Here is a 17,580-nt window from a genome sequence, read left to right on the forward strand (position 1 = left end):
AGGGGGCTGGGACCGTTCGGCCGTAGCTGATTGCTTGACCCGAAAATTGCCTCTAACAGGGCGGAACTGGAGGCTGGTGAAGCCATCAGGCTCGACCTGGCACAGAGATAACGCAGCGCGGCATCTCAGTGTGGATATGGTCGATATGGGCGATCGGTATCGAATAGACATTTTTACGCGAGATGCCCGTCCCTTGCGGGAACAAGAAATCAACGCTGTAAGACTCTGCATCGGCCTTCCGAATGGACAAAAATAGATCGGGCTGGGCACTCGCCCAAGATTCGGTATATGGGCGCGCCATGACCATCCCATCCCGCCGCACCTTCGCGATCATTTCCCACCCCGACGCGGGCAAGACCACGCTGACCGAAAAGCTGCTGCTGGAAGGCGGCGCGATCCACCTCGCCGGCGAAGTGAAAGCCCGCGGCGCGAACCGCCGCGCCCGCTCCGACTGGATGAAGATCGAGCAGCAGCGCGGCATCTCCGTCACCTCCTCGGTCATGACGTTCGAACGGACCCGCGATGGGGAGACGATCACCTTCAACCTGCTCGACACGCCGGGCCATGAAGATTTCAGCGAAGACACCTATCGCACCCTGACCGCCGTCGATTCCGCCGTCATGGTGATCGACGCGGCCAAGGGGATCGAGCCGCAAACCCGCAAGCTGTTCGAAGTCTGCCGCCTGCGCAACGTCCCCATCATCACCTTCGTCAACAAGGTCGATCGCGAAGGCCGCGAAACCTTCGGCCTGCTGGACGAGGTCGCCGACCAGTTGCAGCTCGACGTGTGCCCGATGAGCTGGCCCGCCGGCATGGGCGGCGAGTTCGAAGGTATCTACGACTTCGCCACCAACCGCCTGATGCAGCCCACCGGCCCGTCCAAAGAATTTGACGGCACCCGCCACCAGTTCACCGGCCTGGACGACCCGAAACTGGCCGATTTCCTCACCCCCCATGCGCTGGAAAAACTGCGCGAGGAAGCCGAACTGGCGCAGGGCGGCTATGCCCATTTCGATCTCGACCGCTATCGCGCAGGCGACCTGACCCCGGTCTATTTCGGGTCGGCGCTCAAATTGTTCGGCGTCACCGAACTGATCGACGCGCTCGGCCAGCACGCCCCGCCGCCCCGCGCCCAGCCCGCCGAACCGGCCGCGATCGAGCCGGAAAACAGCGAAGTCACCGGCTTCATCTTCAAGGTGCAGGCCAATATGGATCCGATGCACCGCGACCGCATCGCCTTCATGCGTCTCGTTTCCGGCAAGTTCAAACGCGGCATGAAGCTGACGCCCAGCGGATCGGGCAAGCCTCTCGCGGTCCACTCGCCGATCCTCTTCTTCGCGCAGGACCGCGAACTGGCCGACGAGGCGTTCCCCGGAGACATCATCGGCATCCCCAATCATGGCGCGCTGCGCGTGGGCGATACCCTGTCCGAAAAGCCCGGCCTGCGCTTCACCGGCCTGCCCAATTTCGCGCCGGAAATCCTGCGCCGCGTGCAACTCAAGGACCCGACCAAGACCAAGCAGTTGCGCAAGGCGCTGGACGATCTGTCCGAAGAGGGCGTGATCCAGGTCTTCTACCCCGAAATCGGCAGCAACTGGATCGTCGGCGTCGTCGGCCAGCTTCAGCTCGAAGTGCTGATCTCACGCCTGGAGGCCGAATATAAGGTCGCCGCAGGCCTTGAACAGTCGCCCTTCGACACCGCCCGCTGGATCAGCGGCGACGATGCGGCGATCAAGGAACTGGTCGGCCATAATGTCAGCAACATGGCCAAGGACCGCGACGGCGCCCTCGTCTTCATGGCCCGCAGCGCCTGGGACATCGGCTACCAGCAGGAACGCCACCCCAAGGTGAAATTCAGCGCGACCAAGGAACGGTAATCAGCAGCGTGCTCCCGCGAACTGGAGGCCGCCTTTGTCGTAACAGGCGAGGGCCTTCGAGGCGGGCCTTAAAACGGCATCCAAAATTCCCATGAGCGCAGCATGTCCCGTGGCGTGGATTTCGCCGCGCTTGCGAGCCCGGTCGGCGGCTTGGCGTGCGGTGAGTTTCGGGAAGCGCTTGACGGCATTGCGCGGCATGAACCGTAGCATATCGATATAGTCGCGACAGTGAGCGCGCGCGTGTGCATCGGAGCATCCTATACAATCACCGACATAGCGAGCTTACGGCTTGTCTCATATGATTCGCGCGTTCGCGCCGACCGTGCCTGTGTCGGATCGGCGAGATAACGCTCATAGGCATCGCCAAAGGTCAGGCTGGAAGGCTGGACGGGAGGTGTCGTCACCTCCTGTTCGATAGGGGCTGCTTCACGGATCGTCGGTCGCCTTGCCACCGCATCGTTAAGTGACGGTTCGAAAAGCGTCTGATCATGAGGGAGGCCCGCCATCCAACGACTGTGCTCGATCTCAGCGTCGATCCGCGCCATCGCCACGGGCGACCGGCGCAGGCGACTTTGAGACTATCCGTCCGAAGCGAACGCCATATCTGCGTGCGACCGATCAGATCGCGAGCATCACGCGGAACGCGGCGACGATAGTAGAATTGTGTGCCGCGCAGACACAGCCCGACAGGCGTATTGTGTGGCAGATTTGTGTAACAGCCACTTCGACGATCACTGGCGGTTTTCCGAGGGTTTCGGGACGATTGCCGCGCAGATTGTTTAGCAAAAGTGTGTAGCAAACGCGCGTCGGAGGTCGTCTGACCTACGATCTCCTCGCATTTCGAACGATATTGGGGAACTGGTGCCCAGAAGAGGGACCGTGATGTGTCGACAAAGCGTTATATCACAATGCTTTATTGCAATTTTTCGATTTTCGATACCGTCGAAAATACCGTCATGGCACTGGCGTTGGTCTTCAATCAGGACTCAAATCGCTGCGGACGATTTGCTTCGATGCAAATCATGACCGTAAAATCATTTTCGGCTCCCTGCCCAAATCTGCGCTTGGACAGGTACTAAAGACGAATCAAGCCGCCATTTCATGACAGCCCGAAATATCGATCGAAGAAGGCGGCCAGTTTATCCAAGACGGCCTGCTTCTTCGCCGCATGGCCGTTGCCCTTCGAAAATCGGGACACTGGCGGCATGATTTTTGTGATCGCGATTCCTGTTGAAGGGATCGCGCCATCGCGGAACGCATTGTCGATGAAGCCATGCGTCGCTTCTGCGTTGAGGCCTTCGTCCGCAATTATCCGTTCGAGTTCTTCCGCTTTCCTGGCTGCGACAAACTCTTGCCACTGCGCATCGACCTTGGCTGATGATGAAACGGAATTGACGAACCGCTCTATCAGCTCCTTCTTGTTCCTGAGCGATGGGCTGGAATTGATGGCGCGCTCGATGGTCGCCAGAATTTCCTTGTCGTCACCGGTTCCCTTCGATGAAAGGTAACGCTCGACCAGCAGCAGGATATAATCGACGTTGATCTCGACCTGCTTGATCAGTTCGATTTCGAACACAACGTCGTTGTTGATCGCCTCTTTGTCCGCGTCGGACACGCTGCGAAATTCGGCATAAAGGTTGAGATACAGGCTTTGGTAGTCCTGAAACTCGCGCTGACTGAGGATTTCGTTGCCTGCAAAATCATCGAACGCAGTCAGGATATTGCGCAAACGCAGGATCGAACCGAACAGTTTGATGAAGGCCTTTTGCGCAGCTTCCCCAATGATCGGCTCGCCGAGCGGATATGTGCCAAGCAGTTCGGCGACCCGCTTTTCATACTCCCCATAATATTCCGCATAGGGCTTGAGCAACACGATGCCCTTGGCGTCCTTGTTGCCAAACAAAGCCAGCGCGTCGTTGGTTTCCTTCTCCAGATTGCGGAAAGACACGATGTTGCCATAGGTCTTGACCGAATTGAGGATGCGGTTCGTGCGCGAATAGGCCTGGATCAAGCCATGCGCCTTCAGGTTCTTGTCTGCCCACAGGGTGTTGAGCGTCGTGGCATCGAACCCGGTCAGGAACATGTTGACCACGATCACCATGTCCAGTTCGCGCTTTTTCAGGCGCTGCGACAAATCCTTGTAATAATTCTGGAACTTGTCAGCCGAGGTGTCGAAGCTGGTGCCAAACAGGGTATTGTAATCCAGGATCGCACCTTCCAGAAAACCGCGTGAACCCTGATCCAGCCGGTCGGTTTCAAATTCCTCCTCGCCCAGCAGGCCGCCTTCCTCATCCTCATTGGCGGCGAAGCTGTAGATCAGGCCGACCTTCAGTCGCTGCGCCTCTGGCAAGGACTGCTGCTGCCTGGCAAATTCCGCATAATAGAGCTTGGCCGCATCAATCGAAGCCGTGGCCAGCAGCGAATTGAAGCCCGCCATGCGTTTGTCATCATGCCGGTAGGAACTGCTGCGCTTGGTCTTCTGATCAAAGTGTTCGCGGATATAGCCGACGATTTGGGCAATCCGTTCCGGTGCCAGCAATGCCCGCTCGGTATCGATGGCCGATACCTGCTTGTCCTTGATCCACCCTCCGGCCTTGATCGTGTTGATATAGTCGATCCGGAACGGCAGCACGTTCTTGTCATTGATGGCATCGACGATGGTGTAGGTATGCAGCTTGTCGCCGAAAGCCTGCTGCGTCGTCCTGCGCCTTGGATCGCCGCCGGTGCCGGAATTTTCGGCAAAGATCGGCGTGCCGGTAAACCCGAACAGGTGATAGCGGCGGAAAGACCGGGTGATTTCGGCGTGCATGTCACCAAACTGGCTGCGATGGCATTCGTCGAAGATCACCACCACATGGCCGTCATAGACGGCATGCTTGCGGTTTGTGGCAACAAAGCGCGACAGCTTCTGGATCGTGGTGATGATGATCCGGGCGTTCGGGTCTTCCAACTGCCGTTGCAGCACGGCGGTGGACGTGTTGGAATTGGCCGCGCCTTTCTCGAACCGTTCGTATTCACGCATGGTCTGGTAATCCAGATCCTTGCGGTCCACCACGAACAGCACCTTGTCGATACCGGGCAGGCTGCGCGCCAATTGCGCGGCCTTGAAACTGGTCAGCGTCTTGCCGCTGCCGGTGGTGTGCCAGATATAGCCGCCGGCGGCAGGCGTGCCCAATTGCCGCAAATTGGTGGATCCGGCGATACGCATCAAAATCGCCTCGGCCGCCACAATCTGATAGGGCCGCATCACCAGCAATTTGCGATCGACATCGAACACGCAATAGCGGGTCAGGATATATAGGTGGGTTCATGGTTCAGAGCACGAAACTCGGCGGCATCGAAATAGGCAGATACCAGCGTGTTCAGGCGTTTCAGTTCATCGGCATCCAGATAGTTTTTGGCGATGCCCGCTTCGGCCTTGGTCGGCTGCGCGCCACTGAAGGACAGCAAGCCCATGAACGGTTTGCTGGCATCGGCACGCTGTTTGATGACTTCTGCCGCAGTCTGTCCATGCGCTGCGTGGTGCAGCTTGTTTTGCACGGTTTTGAAAAACTCGGCGCTGGCTTCGGCACGCGGATCGTAATCGATGCTGGTGGCATAAAGATCGAGCACCTGCCGGTATAAGACCTTCTCGCTGCTGCGGATGTCGCGGATGCGGTCCAGCAGCTCTTTCCAATAGCTGCCGCCGCCCAGATTTTTCAGGCGGGCATCGTCCATGGTGAAGCCCTTGACCAGATATTCACGCAGCCGCTCGGTAGCCCAGATGCGAAAGGCCGTGGCGATGCGAGAACGCACCCGATAACCAAGGGAAATGATGAGGTCGAGGTTGTAGAATGGAAGTGTCCGCGCGACTTCGCGTGTGCCTTCGGTGCGAACCTGTCGGAATTCCCGACAGGTTGCGGCCTCGTCCAGTTCGCCTTCGGCGTAGATGTTGGCGATGTGCTCCACGACGTTGGTGCGCGATGTCTGGAACAAATCCGCCAACTGCTGCTGGCTCAGCCAGACCGTATTACCATCAAGCCGCACGTCGATGGCGGGCGCATCGCCGCGTTGGTAGAGTATGATTTCGCCGCCCGGCGTTTCCGCGCTCATGCCGCAACCCCTTCCAGATCGGCAACAATCGCGTCTATCTGCTCCCGCAACACGGCCTGCCGCGCAACGATGGCGGCGATTTCGGCGTTGAGTGCGGAGATATCCACCGTGGCCCGAGTATCCTCCTGCTCCACATAGGATGACACGGCGATGTTATAGCCGTTTTCGGCAATCGCGCTGTTTTCCACCAGCCGCGCAAAATGCTCCACGCTCTCCCGCGCGGCAAAGGCGTCCAGAATCTTTTGGCGATGCTCGCCCGCCAGCTTATTCTTGTTGCCATGCCGCGCAAATTCGGCACTGGCATCGATGAACAGGGTCGCATTGTCCGCCTTGGATTTTTTCAGCACGACGATGCAGGTGGCGATGGTAGTTCCGAAAAACAGATCGGGCGGAAGCTGGATCACCGCATCGACATAATTATTGTCGATCAGATATTGCCTGATCTTCTGTTCCGCGCCGCCGCGATAGAGCACGCCGGGAAACTCGACGATGGCCGCCGTGCCGTTCACCGCCAGCCAGTGCAGAATGTGCAGGGTGAAGGCGAGATCGGCCTTGCTCTTGGGTGCGAGCACACCCGCCGGGGCAAAGCGCGGATCGTTAATCATCAGCGGATTGGCATCACCATCCCATTTGATCGAATAAGGCGGGTTGGAGACAATCGCCTCAAACGGTTCGTCATCCCAATGCGCGGGGTCGGTCAGCGTGTCACCGTGCGCGATGTCAAACTTTTCATAGTTCACATCGTGCAGGAACATGTTGATCCGGCACAGATTGTAGGTGGTGAGGTTGATTTCCTGACCGAAAAAGCCCTGCCGCACCTTGTCTGGCCCCAGCACCTTGCTGAAATTGAGCAGCAAGGATCCCGACCCGCAGGCCGGATCATAAACCTTGTTCACCTCATCCTTGCCCGCCACCGTGATGCGGGCCAGCAGCTCCGATACCTCCTGCGGGGTGTAATATTCCCCGCCCGACTTGCCGGCGGTGGAGGCATACATCTGCATCAGATATTCATAGGCATCGCCGAACAGATCGATGCTCTTGTCCGAAAACCCGCCGCGCGTCAGAGGCAGATCGCCAATGGCGTCGAGCAGCTTGACCAGCTTTTCGTTGCGCTTCGCCACGGTCGGGCCAAGTTTGCTGCTGTTGACATCCAGATCGTCAAACAGTCCTTTCAGGTCATCCTCGCTGTCCGCGCCGTTGGCTGACCCTTCTATCTCGGCAAAGATGCGGGAGAGCGTTTCGTTGAGGTTCGCATCGTTGCGCGCCCGCGTCCGGACATTGGCAAACAGGCTGGAGGGCAGGATGTAGAACCCCTTTTCCTTCACTGTTTCGGCCCGACCAAATTCGGCATCGGCATCGCTCAGCGTGGCATAGTCAAAATCGGGCGAACCGGCGCGGCGTTCCTGCTCATTCAGATAGGCGACCAGATTCTCGGAGATGAAGCGGTAGAACAGCATCCCCAGAACATAGGTTTTGAAATCCCACCCATCGACGCTACCGCGCAGGTCGTTGGCGATGCGCCAGATGGTCTTGTGCAGTTCGGCCCGCTCGGCTTCTCTGAGGTTGCTCACTGCGCTGGTGTTCCCGCTTCTTTGGCTTTCAACCGTTCATATTCCTCAACCGCGAGCACCACCACCACACCGCGTCCATGCTTTTCGATCAGCACCGGACTTGCGCGCGCGGTGTCGATCATCAGGCCAAAGCCGTTCTTCGCCTCACGCGCCGACATGGTTTTCATAGCTGCACTTTCGCGTTGCCCCATTGCGCCAATAAAGCTGAAATGGCTCTTTTGAGCAATGACTGAATATCTGCTCGCGGCGAGGTCTGGCGTGTTTTCGGCGAGTAGGTTGGCGTAAGATGTGGAGGGCAAGATAAAAGGAGTGCCAGCACTTGGCCTTTATGTGGTTGGTTCCGTTGAGTAATTTCGTATGGCACCGAGCGACGCAAGCCATACTTTGACCGGATGCGGGTGGACTCGCCTACCGTCAAAAACCTTTGATTTTGGGGACTTCTCCGGACATTTATGGACATGTCCGGAGGAAGCAATGGTGCCCAGAAGAGGACTCGAACCTCCACGACCTTGCGATCGCCAGCACCTGAAGCTGGTGCGTCTACCAATTCCGCCATCTGGGCACGGGGTAGGAGGGCGCCTCTAACCGGGTCCCCCAAAGCTGTCAACGCATTGTCTCCAATATTTTTCTCGCCATCGCAAAAAGCCCGTCTAAGGCGGGATCGTCATCGCAAGATCATGAAGGATGCTGAACGTGAATGATATTCCCGCCACCCCGCCCGCGCTGTTCGCCCGGCCCGATGGGCTGCGCCTGGCCTATCGGCGGCAGGTCGGCAGCGGACCGACGATCGTCTTCCTGCCCGGCTACATGTCCGACATGGAGGGCGGCAAGGCGGTCGCGCTGGAGCGGTGGGCCGTAGAGCAGGGCCGCGCGATGCTGCGGATGGATTATGCGGGTTGCGGGGCCAGCGAGGGGCGGTTTGCGGACGGGACGCTGGCGAGTTGGCGCGACGATGTGCTGCTGTTGCTGGATGCGCTGGTCGAGGGGCCGGTGGTGCTGGTCGGATCGTCCATGGGCGGCTGGCTGGCATTGCTGGTGGCGTTGGCGCTGCCCGATCGCGTTGTGGGGCTGGTCGGCATCGCCGCGGCACCCGACTTTACCGAATGGGGCTTTACCGACGCCGACAAGGCGCTGCTGGCGACGGAGGGACGGATCGAGGAACCATCTCCCTATGGCGAAGATCCCTATGTCACGACGCTGACCTTCTGGCAGTCGGGGCAGGCGTTGCGGCTGCTGGAGGGCGCAATCGCGATCGATTGCCCGGTGCGACTGCTCCACGGGCAGCAGGACCGCGACGTGCCCTGGTATGTGGCGGTCAAAACGGCGGGGCTGGTGCGTTCATCCGATGTGCAGACGCTGCTGATTAAGGACGGCGACCATCGCCTGTCGCGCGACGGCGACATCGCGCTGTTGATCCGCACCGTCGCCGATCTGGCCCAAAAGGTGGATATCCTCTGATGCCCTTTCTCCTGCCGCTCCTGCTCCAGGCCTATTCCCCCGAAACCGAGGCGGTGATGAATCGCAGCCGCAGGGAGAAGCAGGAAGAGCGCGCCGCTGCGGCAGCGGCCGTGAATCCTGCGGCGACGGCTCCCGCGCGGGCGGACGGAAAAATCCCTGTCCCCGCCAAATTCGCCGAACCGTTTCAGGCGTGCCTGGACCAGGCGATCGAATCGCCCGATGCCGGGATCGCCTTCGCCCAGAAATGGCGGATCGACGGGGGCAGCTTCTATGCGCGCCATTGCATGGGCTTTGCCTATGCGCGCGCCGAGCGCTGGACGCCGGCGATCGTGGCGTTCGAGCAGGCGGCCGAGGAGGCCGAGCGCAGCGGTGAAATGGTGGAGGCGGCGCGGCTCTGGGCGCAGGCCGGCAATGCCGCCATGGCCAGCGGCGACCTGCCCAAGGCGCGCGGCGATTTCGACGCGGCGCTGGCGCGCGGATTGCCCGACGGGCTGGAAAAAGGCGAGGTTCATCTGGACCGGGCGCGGGCGCTTGTCGCGCTGAACGAGCCGGATGCCGCGCGCGATTCGCTGGACGTTGCGCTGGCGCAGGCGCCCAAAGACCCGCTGGGCTGGCTGTTGTCGGCAACGCTGGCGCGCCGGTCAGGCGAGATGCGCCTGGCGCAGGCGCATATTGCGCGGGCGGTGCAATTGTCGCCCGACGATGCTTCGGTCGCGCTGGAGGAGGGCAATATCGCCGTCCTGACCGATCATGAGGATATTGCGCGCGCGGCCTGGGCGCGGGCGGTGAAGCTGGCCCCGGACAGCCCGTCCGGCAAGGCGGCGGCGGACAATCTGTCGCGGCTTCCCGTCGCCAAGCCTGCCCGTTAAGATCACCAGCAAGACTTTGTAACGGAACCGCTTTCGCCTTTGCTCCGTTCGCTCGACCGCAGCGGGATTGCACGAAGGAGACAGCGAGTTGGACAGTTATTGGAAGAAAGGCGCGGCGATCGGCCTGCTGCTGATCGGTGCGATGGCGACCACCGCCTGTTCGCGCGGCGCGACGCGCGGCGGCCTGATCGGCGGCGCGGGCGGCGCGGTCGTGGGTAGCGCCACCGGTCTTGGCACGGTCGAAGGTGCGGCGATCGGTGGCGCCGTCGGCGCGGTCATCGGCGACAAGGACGATCGCTGTTCGCGTCGGGATCGTCGCCGGGGCCGGTGCTGATAAGGCCGATTATTTGAGGTAGAAGTCGACGGTCGTGACGACGCGCACCTTCTTGTAGGGCGTGTCGCTCGATCCGTCGCCGCCCTCGCCATCGCGGGCGTCGATCGAAAAATAGCCCTGGGTGGCGCTCTTGATGCCCCCTACCCCGGACCCCGAATCCTTGGCGAATTGTTCGGCCGCGGCGCGCGCGTCGCGGGTGGCGGCGGCGACCATGTCGGGCTTGACGTCATTCAGCTTGGTGAAGCTGTATTTCATGCCCGACCCTTCCTGCAGCGTCACGCCCCGGCGGACCAGGTCGAATTGCTGCGCGACCGCCTTTTGCGCGCGGGCGATGTCGGTCGTGCGTAGCAGCATCCGCTGGGTAATGGTGATATTGTTGACGCCATTGTTGAGATATTGGTTCACCCCTGCGCCGGTCGGGGTCAACTCGCCCGGCTTGAAGCCCAGGTCTTTGAAATAGCTCTGCAATTCGCGCGTATTATTGTCGATTTCGGCGCGGACCGTCGGCAGGTCGAAACCAGTGGCCGAATAGCTGATCGACCAGGTGGCGAGGTCCGCCGTCACATCCTTTTCCGCCAGACCGCGCACCGTGACCGAGCGGTCCGCCGCCTTGGCCCGTTTCAACCCGTCGCCCAGCAGATAACCGCCCGCAATCGTCCCGAACGCCAGCAGCGCCGCGCCGCCCAGCACAATCTTGTCCCGCATTTCCAACGCCATTATCCGCTTTCCTCTTCCGTCTGGTGATGCGCGACCTTATCTTGGGGCTGTATCTAATACTCCTGAGGTGAACCGTTGCTTGACAGCGACGAACGGAGAATATCTTGCCCAAATTCCTGCATAGCATGATCCGCGTCAGTGACGTCGATAAGACCATCGCCTTTTTCGAGTTGCTGGGCCTGAAGGAGGTCAAGCGCTTCGACAGCGAACAGGGCCGCTTCACGCTGGTATATGTCGCCGCACCGGGCGACGAGGATGCGCAGGTCGAACTGACCTATAACTGGCCGCCGGCCGATGGCAGTGCAGCCGAAACCTATGATGGCGGGCGCAATTTCGGCCATATCGCGTATCAGGTCGAGAATATCTACGACACCTGCCAGCGGCTGATGGACGCGGGCGTGACGATCAACCGGCCGCCGCGCGACGGGTATATGGCCTTCGTCCGCACGCCGGACGATATCTCGATCGAATTGTTGCAGGATGGACGGCTGGCGCCGGCCGAACCCTGGGCGTCGATGCCCAATATCGGGATTTGGTAAGCCATGCTGGAGGTCGTCCGCATCCCCGTCCTGACCGATAATTATGTCTGGCTGTTGCATGATGCCGCCGGCGGCGAGACGGTCGCGATCGACCCCGCAGTGGCGGAACCGGTGCTTGAGGCGGCGGCCGCGCGCGGCTGGACCATCAGCCAGATCTGGAACACCCATTGGCATGGCGACCATGTCGGCGGCAATGCGGCGATCAAGGCGGCGGCAAAGGCATGGGGCGGCTGTATGATCACCGGCCCGGCCGCGGAAGCCGAGAAGATCGGCACGCTGGACCGGACGGTGGATGAAGGCGACACCGTGCGGATCGGCGACCATATCGCCACGGTGATGGCCGTGCCGGCGCATACGGCCGGGCATATCGCCTATCATCTGGCCAACGATCGCGTGATCTTCGTCGGCGACACGCTGTTCGCCATGGGCTGCGGCCGGCTGTTCGAAGGAACGGCGGCGCAGATGTTTGCCAATATGGCGCGCTTGGCCAAGCTGCCGGACGAGACGATCGTCTATTGCGCGCATGAATATACGCTCTCCAACGGCCGCTTCGCGCTGGGCGTGGAGCCGGACAATGCGGCGCTGGCGCAGCGTGTGGCAGCAGTAGAGGCGGCGCGGGCGCGAGGCGAGGCGACGGTGCCGACCAGCATCGGGATCGAGCGGGAGACGAATATCTTCATGCGCGCGCGCGATGTGGCGCAGCTGGCGGAACGGCGCGCGGCTAAGGACGCGGCCTGACGGTTTTTGCGCTATAGTGCCGTCCTATGGTCGATGTAGGGAGAATCACGATGCGCGCGTGGATGGGGATGGCGCCGCTGCTGCTGGCGGCCTGCGCCGGCAGCTATGAGCCGGCACCGCTGACCGAAAAGCAGACGGCGAAACTCGACAAGGCGTTGGCGGGCAAGGTCGCCGGCGAGAAGGTCAGTTGCATCAATCGCGAGCCGCAGAGCAACCTGACCGTCATCAGCAATAATGTGCTGCTCTACAGGGTCAGTCGCAGGCTGGTGTACAAGAATGAACTGATCGGCAGTTGCAGCGGCCTGACCTATGGCGACACGATGATCGTGCGCAGCTATGGATCGCAAATGTGTCGGGGCGACTTCACCACGACCGCCAATTTGCAGACCGGCATTACGACCGGCGCCTGCGCGCTGGGCGACTTCATCCCCTATCGCGAACCCAAACCGTAAGACGGATCAATCTCCGATCGCCCTGGCAAGGGCCGTACGGATAGCCATGAGCCGGGCCAGAAGATCAGGCAGGTCGGACGGCTCAGCCTTGGCGACGGGGGCGTGGCCATTGCCGTCCACTAGCGCCTTTTGCGCGCCTTTGACGGTGAAGCCCTCGACATTGAGCAACTGGTGGATGCGGCGCGCCAGCGCGACGTCGGTGGGCCGATAATAGCGGCGGTTGCCCGATCGCTGGAGCGGACGCAGTTGGGGAAAGCGCGTTTCCCAATAGCGCAATATATGCTGGGGAAGACCAAGTTCGCCCGCCAGCTCGCTGATGGTCAGAAATGCACCCTCTGCCTTTTCCATGACAGCGATGTTGCACCCATAATTGTACAGACGTCAACTATGGTAAAGCAATGGTAATGCTGGAAAAGCGGCCAGCCGCCATTTAAACCGAGGCGACCCGGTCGCGCATCGTCTGGCTGGCGCGGAAAGTCAGCACCCGGCGCGGTTCGATCGGTACTTCCACGCCGGTCTTGGGATTGCGCCCCATACGCTGCGTCTTGTCGCGCAGGACGAAGGTGCCGAAGCTGGAAATCTTCACATTTTCCCCGCGTTCGAGCGCGCAGGACATATGTTCAAGGATCGATTCGACCAGCGCAGCGGCTTCCGCCCGCGACAGGCCGACATGGCGGTTCACGCTCTCAGCCAGATCGGCCCGCGTCAAGGTTGCATTGCCGCTCATAGACCATCCCCACTTCTTCGCCCCAGCGACCATCTTCGCGGACGATCTGCCTGAAATGTGATCGATTCGCAGCGCTTTGGCAAGCGCCGCCTATCCTGCATCCAGCCCTAGAGACGCAGGACGCATGCGCCCCAGGTGAAGCCGCCGCCCATCGCTTCCAGCACGACCAGGTCGCCCATCTTGATCCGGCCGTCGCGCATCGCGACGTCGAGCGCCAGCGGCACGGACGCGGCGGACGTGTTGGCGTGGCGATCGACCGTCACCACCACGCGATCGGGTGACAATTTAAGCTTGCGCGCGGTCGCGTCCAGGATGCGGGCATTGGCTTGATGCGGGACCAGCCAGTCGATCTCGTCCGTCGACAGGCCCGCTACGTCCATCACTTCCCTGAGCACCGAGGCGAGGTTGACCACGGCGTGGCGGAACACTTCCTGCCCCCGCATCCGCAGCTTGCCTACGGTCTGGGTCGTGGACGGACCACCATCGACATAGAGGAGCTGGTTGTGGCGCCCGTCGGCATGGAGCTTGGCGGCCAGGATGCCGCGCTTGCCGTCCACGCTTTCTTCCGCGCCCAGCACGATCGCTCCCGCGCCGTCGCCGAACAATACGCAAGTGGTGCGGTCTTCCCAGTCCAGGATGCGACTGAAGGTTTCCGAGCCGATCACCAGGGCGCGGTTGGCCGCGCCAGACCGGATCATGCTGTCCGCCACGGTGACGGCGTACAGAAAGCCCGAACAGACCGCCGCCACGTCGAAGGCGACGCAATCGTCGATGCCGAGCGCAGCCTGGACCTTGGTCGCGGCGGCCGGGAAGGTCTGGTCGGGGGTCGCCGTCGCCAGGATGATGAGGTCGATATCCTGCGCGGCGACGCCCGCCGCCGCGATCGCCTGACGAGCGGCGTCCGCGCCCAGGCTGGCGGTGGTTTCGCCCTCACCCGCGATATAGCGGTTGCGGATGCCGGTGCGCTCGACAATCCATTCGTCGCTGGTGTCGACGGTCTGCGCCAGTTCGGCGTTGCTGACCGCACGGACGGGCAAGGCCGAGCCGGTGCCCAGCAGGATGGAGCGGCGGATCACTTGACGGGCTGCTCCAGCTTGGACGCGGCGGCCGACAGCGACTGGATGCCGGCCATGTCGGCGGCGATCCGACGGGTGATGTCTTCCTCCAGCAACCGGGCGGCGACATGGACGGCGTTGGCCACGCCCTTTTCGTCCGCGCTGCCATGGCTTTTCACGACCACGCCGTTGAGGCCCAGGAAGACCGCGCCATTATGGTTGTTGGGATCGAGATGATGTTTAAGCAGGTGCATCGCGGGCTTCGAGATCAGGAAGCCGATCTTCGAGCGGATCGAACTGGTGAACGCCTTGCGCAGCACGTCGGTGACGAAGCGGGCGGTCCCCTCCGCCGTTTTCAGGGCGACATTGCCGGAAAATCCGTCGCACACGATCACGTCGGCGTCGCCACGGGATATCTTGTCGCCTTCGGTGAAGCCGTCAAATTGCAGCGGCAGGCTGGTCGCGCTGCGCAGCACGGCGGCGGCTTCGCGAATCTCGTCGGTGCCCTTGAGATCTTCGGTGCCGATGTTGAGCAAGCGCACACGCGGCCGTTCAAGATCGAAGGCGATACGCGAATAGGCCGCGCCCATCACGGCGAACTGGACGAGGTTGCGGGCGTCGCATTCGGTGTTGGCGCCCAGGTCCAGCATCACGACGTCATTGTCGCCCAGCGTTGGCAGCAAGGCCGCCAGCGCAGGACGATCGACGCCCGGCATGGTGCGCAGCGCCAGCTTCGCCATCGCCATCAGCGCACCGGTATTGCCGGCGGACACGGCGGCGCCCGCCTGGCCCGATTTCACGGCCGCGATCGCCATGCTCATCGAGCTGCTTTTCTTGCGAATCGCCACGCTCGGCTTGTCGGAGCCCGCAACCACGGCGTCGGCGTGGACGATTTCCGACGCCGCCCGCAGATTCGGGTGATGATCGAGCGCAGCCTTGATCTGCGTCTCGTCGCCAAACAGGGTGAAGCGGAGCCCATCATGACGGTGGCGGGCCAAAGCCACGCCCGCCATCATCACGCGCACGCCTTCGTCCCCGCCCATCGCGTCGACTGCGATTCGCGGCTGACTGGACACTTAAGATCACCCCTTTGCGGAGATGGGGATGGGCTTACGCCCCGACGGCGACGATTTCGCGGCCGTTATAATGCCCACAGGCGTCGCACAGATTGTGGGGACGCTTCAATTCGCCGCAGTTGGAGCATTCCTGAAATGCTTCGACGCGCAGCGAATCGTGGCTACGGCGCATGCCGCGCTTGGAGGGGGACGTTTTCCTTTTGGGGACAGCCATGTCGGCACCTTGTTCCGTATAATATCAAGTTGTGCGACCGGCCAGTTCCGAACAGAAAAGCGGACGCCAACGGCGCCGCAGACCCATGCGGCCCGGTGATCGCGAAGCCCTGCGCCTATAGCGCTTTTTGTCCGCGGCGCAAGGGTTTCCTTTCCCTTTGGCCTTGCCCCCTTGCCCATGCGGTCTAGGATATGGCGCTAGAAACGAGGGGATATTCCATGCTGCTGCCGATCACGCTGACCTTTGCCGCCGCCTGCGCGTTGCTTAACCTGTGGATCGCGACTCGCTGCGCGCGGATTCGCATCGCCGACAAGGTGATGCATGGCGATGCGGGCAACGACCTGCTGGCGCGGCGGATGCGCGCGCACGCCAATTTCGTGGAATATACGCCGATCGTGCTGATCCTCTTCGCGCTGGTCGAAATGGCCGTGGGCGCGTCCCTATGGCTGTGGATCGGCGCCCTGGTCTATGTGGTGGCGCGGGTCGCTCATGCGTTCGGCATGGACGCGGACAAGCCCACGGTCTGGCGCGCGGGCGGCGCGCTGCTGACCTGGGGCGTGATGGTCGCGATGGCGATCGCGGCGCTGATGATCGCCTATATGGCGACGCGGGAAATGCCAGTGCCGCCGGCGATGGCGGCGCGGGGATAATCAACCCGCCAGCACCGAATCGGCGACGAAGGGGTTGGTGCGGCGTTCATGGGCGAAATTGCTCATCTGGCCATGGCCAGGCACGAACGCCGTCTCGCCGCCCAGCGGCCACAGCTTGCCGGTGATCGCGTCGATCAGATCCTGATGATTGCCGCGCGGGAAATCGGTGCGGCCGATCGAGCCTTGGAACAACACGTCGCCGACGATAGCCAGCTTGCTGGGCGCATGGTGGAAGACGACATGGCCGGGCGTGTGGCCGGGACAATGATAGACATCGAAGGTCAGATGGCCGACCGTCACCCGATCGCCGTCGCTCAGCCAGCGATCCGGCTCGAAACTCTCGCCTGGCACGCCCCAGCGCTCGCCATCCTGCGGCAACCGGTCGATCCAGAAACGGTCATCCTCATGCGGCCCCTCGATCGGGACATTGAGGTCGCGCGCCAGAACGCCAGCTTGGCCGCAATGGTCGATATGACCATGGGTGACGAGGATCTTCTCGATCGTTACCCCCTTATCGGCGGCCGCCTTCTTGAGCACCGGCAGATCGCCGCCCGGATCGACAAAGGCGCCGCGCATCGTTTCGGTGCACCAGAAGAGGGTGCAATTCTGCTGCAACGGAGTGACGGGGATCAGGACGGCTTTGAGCGGCGGCATGGTCATGGGAATGATGTGGCGAAGGTGACGCGCGAGCGCAAGGCTCAGGCCTCATCCATCGTCGCGAACGGTTCGGCCAGGCTGATGCTGTCCAGCACCTTGGCCGTCTCGTCGCGCACGCGCAGCATCACACGGTGCAGGCGACATTCCGATTCGGGCAGGCAGTTGGTGCAGCTTTCATGCGCAAAGCGGCTGGCGCAGGGCGTCAGCGCGAGCGAGCCGCGGGTCAGCCGGACGATGTCGCCATAGCTGACATCCACCGGCGCCAGCGCCAGCCAATAGCCCCCGTCCCGCCCCCGCTGGGTCGCGACCAGTCCTTCCCGCGACAGTTCCGATAGGATCACGGTCAGGAATTTGGACGGGATATTCTGGCGCGTCGCAATATCGTTGAGGGGCACTGGACCCTGGCGGTAGCGATCGGCGAGATGCTGAAGCGCACGGATGGCGTAACGGGTCTTCTGGGACAACATGCGGCTGTTATTCGCCCGCCCACCCGCTTTGGCAAGTCAAGCGTGGCGAGAGAGAAAGAAGTTTTCGGTGCGGCAGCCGGCAGAGTG

21 protein-coding genes, 1 tRNA gene and 1 pseudogene are annotated in these 17,580 nt (G+C 61.8%); 8 read left to right on the top strand and 15 right to left on the bottom strand.

All coding sequences use genetic code 11. The features are described from left to right. Positions 1-299: 299 nt before the first annotated feature. On the top strand, positions 300-1,877 hold the full coding sequence (locus V473_RS15245; protein WP_066607473.1) for a peptide chain release factor 3: 1,578 nt from the start codon (positions 300-302) through the stop codon (positions 1,875-1,877). Between the two features lie 257 nt (positions 1,878-2,134). Here the strand turns inward: V473_RS15245 and V473_RS24160 are convergent, their stop codons facing one another. The 7 genes and pseudogenes from V473_RS24160 to V473_RS15280 all read right to left on the bottom strand — a co-directional run bounded on the left by V473_RS24160 (position 2,135) and on the right by V473_RS15280 (position 8,102). Next, positions 2,135-2,422 (bottom strand): hypothetical protein, encoded by a 288-nt coding sequence (locus V473_RS24160; RefSeq protein ID WP_129926735.1) that lies wholly within the window; start codon positions 2,420-2,422, stop codon positions 2,135-2,137. Between the two features lie 26 nt (positions 2,423-2,448). Beyond that, a pseudogene (locus tag V473_RS24630) lies at positions 2,449-2,676 on the bottom strand (DUF6538 domain-containing protein); the annotation flags it as partial. A gap of 300 nt (positions 2,677-2,976) precedes the next feature. After that, entirely contained in the window at positions 2,977-5,154 is a 2,178-nt protein-coding gene (locus V473_RS15260; protein WP_201785530.1) for a type I restriction endonuclease subunit R, read from the bottom strand. An 11-nt stretch (positions 5,155-5,165) separates the two neighbouring features. Next, positions 5,166-5,969 (bottom strand): RhuM family protein, encoded by an 804-nt coding sequence (rhuM, locus tag V473_RS15265; RefSeq protein ID WP_082679153.1) that lies wholly within the window; start codon positions 5,967-5,969, stop codon positions 5,166-5,168. Next, a complete protein-coding gene (locus V473_RS15270) occupies positions 5,966-7,540 on the bottom strand; it encodes a type I restriction-modification system subunit M (protein ID WP_066606702.1) in 1,575 nt (524 codons plus the stop codon). The genes rhuM and V473_RS15270 overlap by 4 nt, the downstream gene beginning before the upstream one ends. After that, positions 7,537-7,839 (bottom strand): type II toxin-antitoxin system Phd/YefM family antitoxin, encoded by a 303-nt coding sequence (locus tag V473_RS24435; RefSeq protein ID WP_244884435.1) that lies wholly within the window; start codon positions 7,837-7,839, stop codon positions 7,537-7,539. The genes V473_RS15270 and V473_RS24435 overlap by 4 nt, the downstream gene beginning before the upstream one ends. Positions 7,840-8,015: 176 nt before the next feature. After that, positions 8,016-8,102, bottom strand: a tRNA-Leu gene (locus V473_RS15280). A 122-nt stretch (positions 8,103-8,224) separates the two neighbouring features. Here V473_RS15280 and V473_RS15285 point away from each other — a divergent pair. The 3 genes from V473_RS15285 (at position 8,225) to V473_RS15295 (ending at position 10,201) form a co-directional block, all read left to right on the top strand. Next, a complete protein-coding gene (locus V473_RS15285) occupies positions 8,225-8,998 on the top strand; it encodes an alpha/beta fold hydrolase (protein ID WP_066606706.1) in 774 nt (257 codons plus the stop codon). Continuing rightward, entirely contained in the window at positions 8,998-9,867 is an 870-nt protein-coding gene (locus tag V473_RS15290) for a tetratricopeptide repeat protein (protein ID WP_066606708.1), read from the top strand. The genes V473_RS15285 and V473_RS15290 overlap by 1 nt, the downstream gene beginning before the upstream one ends. Before the next feature lie 88 nt (positions 9,868-9,955). After that, complete coding sequence (locus tag V473_RS15295) at positions 9,956-10,201, top strand: hypothetical protein (protein ID WP_242496129.1); 246 nt, start codon at positions 9,956-9,958, stop codon at positions 10,199-10,201. Between the two features lie 9 nt (positions 10,202-10,210). Here the strand turns inward: V473_RS15295 and V473_RS15300 are convergent, their stop codons facing one another. Continuing rightward, positions 10,211-10,918, bottom strand: coding sequence for an SIMPL domain-containing protein (locus tag V473_RS15300; protein ID WP_066606710.1), 708 nt, complete (start codon positions 10,916-10,918; stop codon positions 10,211-10,213). A gap of 104 nt (positions 10,919-11,022) precedes the next feature. On the opposite strand from V473_RS15300, the gene V473_RS15305 reads away from it, so the two are divergent. From V473_RS15305 to V473_RS15315, 3 genes are read left to right on the top strand one after another with little or no spacing between them, the layout of a single operon-like run. Next, positions 11,023-11,457, top strand: a complete 435-nt coding sequence (locus V473_RS15305; protein WP_066606713.1) for a VOC family protein — start codon at positions 11,023-11,025, stop codon at positions 11,455-11,457. Between the two features lie 3 nt (positions 11,458-11,460). Continuing rightward, the gene (gene gloB / locus V473_RS15310; protein ID WP_066606716.1) at positions 11,461-12,195 is read left to right on the top strand and encodes a hydroxyacylglutathione hydrolase; all 735 of its coding nucleotides are present in this window, start codon (positions 11,461-11,463) and stop codon (positions 12,193-12,195) included. 50 nt (positions 12,196-12,245) lie between these two features. After that, on the top strand, positions 12,246-12,647 hold the full coding sequence (locus V473_RS15315) for a hypothetical protein (RefSeq protein WP_066606719.1): 402 nt from the start codon (positions 12,246-12,248) through the stop codon (positions 12,645-12,647). Between the two features lie 6 nt (positions 12,648-12,653). Here the strand turns inward: V473_RS15315 and V473_RS15320 are convergent, their stop codons facing one another. The 5 genes from V473_RS15320 to rpmF all read right to left on the bottom strand — a co-directional run bounded on the left by V473_RS15320 (position 12,654) and on the right by rpmF (position 15,719). Further along, entirely contained in the window at positions 12,654-12,995 is a 342-nt protein-coding gene (locus V473_RS15320; protein WP_066606724.1) for a MerR family transcriptional regulator, read from the bottom strand. 82 nt (positions 12,996-13,077) lie between these two features. Then, positions 13,078-13,374, bottom strand: a complete 297-nt coding sequence (gene ihfA / locus V473_RS15325; RefSeq protein WP_066606727.1) for an integration host factor subunit alpha — start codon at positions 13,372-13,374, stop codon at positions 13,078-13,080. A 107-nt stretch (positions 13,375-13,481) separates the two neighbouring features. Beyond that, positions 13,482-14,450 carry a beta-ketoacyl-ACP synthase III gene (locus V473_RS15330; protein ID WP_066606729.1) on the bottom strand — a complete coding sequence of 323 codons (969 nt, stop codon included), beginning with the start codon at positions 14,448-14,450 and terminating at the stop codon, positions 13,482-13,484. Further along, positions 14,447-15,505 carry a phosphate acyltransferase PlsX gene (gene plsX / locus V473_RS15335; protein WP_082679154.1) on the bottom strand — a complete coding sequence of 353 codons (1,059 nt, stop codon included), beginning with the start codon at positions 15,503-15,505 and terminating at the stop codon, positions 14,447-14,449. The genes V473_RS15330 and plsX overlap by 4 nt, the downstream gene beginning before the upstream one ends. 34 nt (positions 15,506-15,539) lie before the next feature. Further along, complete coding sequence (gene rpmF / locus V473_RS15340) at positions 15,540-15,719, bottom strand: 50S ribosomal protein L32 (RefSeq protein WP_066606737.1); 180 nt, start codon at positions 15,717-15,719, stop codon at positions 15,540-15,542. Positions 15,720-15,937: 218 nt separating this feature from the next. On the opposite strand from rpmF, the gene V473_RS15345 reads away from it, so the two are divergent. Next, on the top strand, positions 15,938-16,369 hold the full coding sequence (locus V473_RS15345; RefSeq protein ID WP_066606739.1) for an MAPEG family protein: 432 nt from the start codon (positions 15,938-15,940) through the stop codon (positions 16,367-16,369). Here the strand turns inward: V473_RS15345 and V473_RS15350 are convergent, their stop codons facing one another. Continuing rightward, positions 16,370-17,029 carry an MBL fold metallo-hydrolase gene (locus tag V473_RS15350; RefSeq protein WP_066606741.1) on the bottom strand — a complete coding sequence of 220 codons (660 nt, stop codon included), beginning with the start codon at positions 17,027-17,029 and terminating at the stop codon, positions 16,370-16,372. Between the two features lie 38 nt (positions 17,030-17,067). After that, entirely contained in the window at positions 17,068-17,493 is a 426-nt protein-coding gene (locus V473_RS15355) for an RrF2 family transcriptional regulator (protein ID WP_066606744.1), read from the bottom strand. Positions 17,494-17,580 lie beyond the last annotated feature (87 nt).

Origin of the sequence: Sphingobium cupriresistens LL01 (genome assembly GCF_001046645.1) — a bacterium.
Lineage (GTDB): Bacteria > Pseudomonadota > Alphaproteobacteria > Sphingomonadales > Sphingomonadaceae > Sphingobium > Sphingobium cupriresistens.

What these genes read in the sequence shown, in the direction of transcription:
- V473_RS15245 (WP_066607473.1), top strand. Translation starts at nt 300, where the DNA reads ATGACCATCCCATCCCGCCGCACCTTCGCGATCATTTCCCACCCCGAC.
- V473_RS24160 (WP_129926735.1), bottom strand. Translation starts at nt 2,422, where the DNA reads ATGGCGCGGATCGACGCTGAGATCGAGCACAGTCGTTGGATGGCGGGC.
- rhuM (WP_082679153.1), bottom strand. Translation starts at nt 5,969, where the DNA reads ATGAGCGCGGAAACGCCGGGCGGCGAAATCATACTCTACCAACGCGGC.
- V473_RS15285 (WP_066606706.1), top strand. Translation starts at nt 8,225, where the DNA reads ATGCTGAACGTGAATGATATTCCCGCCACCCCGCCCGCGCTGTTCGCC.
- V473_RS15290 (WP_066606708.1), top strand. Translation starts at nt 8,998, where the DNA reads ATGCCCTTTCTCCTGCCGCTCCTGCTCCAGGCCTATTCCCCCGAAACC.
- V473_RS15300 (WP_066606710.1), bottom strand. Translation starts at nt 10,918, where the DNA reads ATGGCGTTGGAAATGCGGGACAAGATTGTGCTGGGCGGCGCGGCGCTG.
- gloB (WP_066606716.1), top strand. Translation starts at nt 11,461, where the DNA reads ATGCTGGAGGTCGTCCGCATCCCCGTCCTGACCGATAATTATGTCTGG.
- V473_RS15315 (WP_066606719.1), top strand. Translation starts at nt 12,246, where the DNA reads ATGCGCGCGTGGATGGGGATGGCGCCGCTGCTGCTGGCGGCCTGCGCC.
- V473_RS15320 (WP_066606724.1), bottom strand. Translation starts at nt 12,995, where the DNA reads ATGGAAAAGGCAGAGGGTGCATTTCTGACCATCAGCGAGCTGGCGGGC.
- ihfA (WP_066606727.1), bottom strand. Translation starts at nt 13,374, where the DNA reads ATGAGCGGCAATGCAACCTTGACGCGGGCCGATCTGGCTGAGAGCGTG.
- rpmF (WP_066606737.1), bottom strand. Translation starts at nt 15,719, where the DNA reads ATGGCTGTCCCCAAAAGGAAAACGTCCCCCTCCAAGCGCGGCATGCGC.
- V473_RS15345 (WP_066606739.1), top strand. Translation starts at nt 15,938, where the DNA reads ATGCTGCTGCCGATCACGCTGACCTTTGCCGCCGCCTGCGCGTTGCTT.
- V473_RS15350 (WP_066606741.1), bottom strand. Translation starts at nt 17,029, where the DNA reads ATGACCATGCCGCCGCTCAAAGCCGTCCTGATCCCCGTCACTCCGTTG.
- V473_RS15355 (WP_066606744.1), bottom strand. Translation starts at nt 17,493, where the DNA reads ATGTTGTCCCAGAAGACCCGTTACGCCATCCGTGCGCTTCAGCATCTC.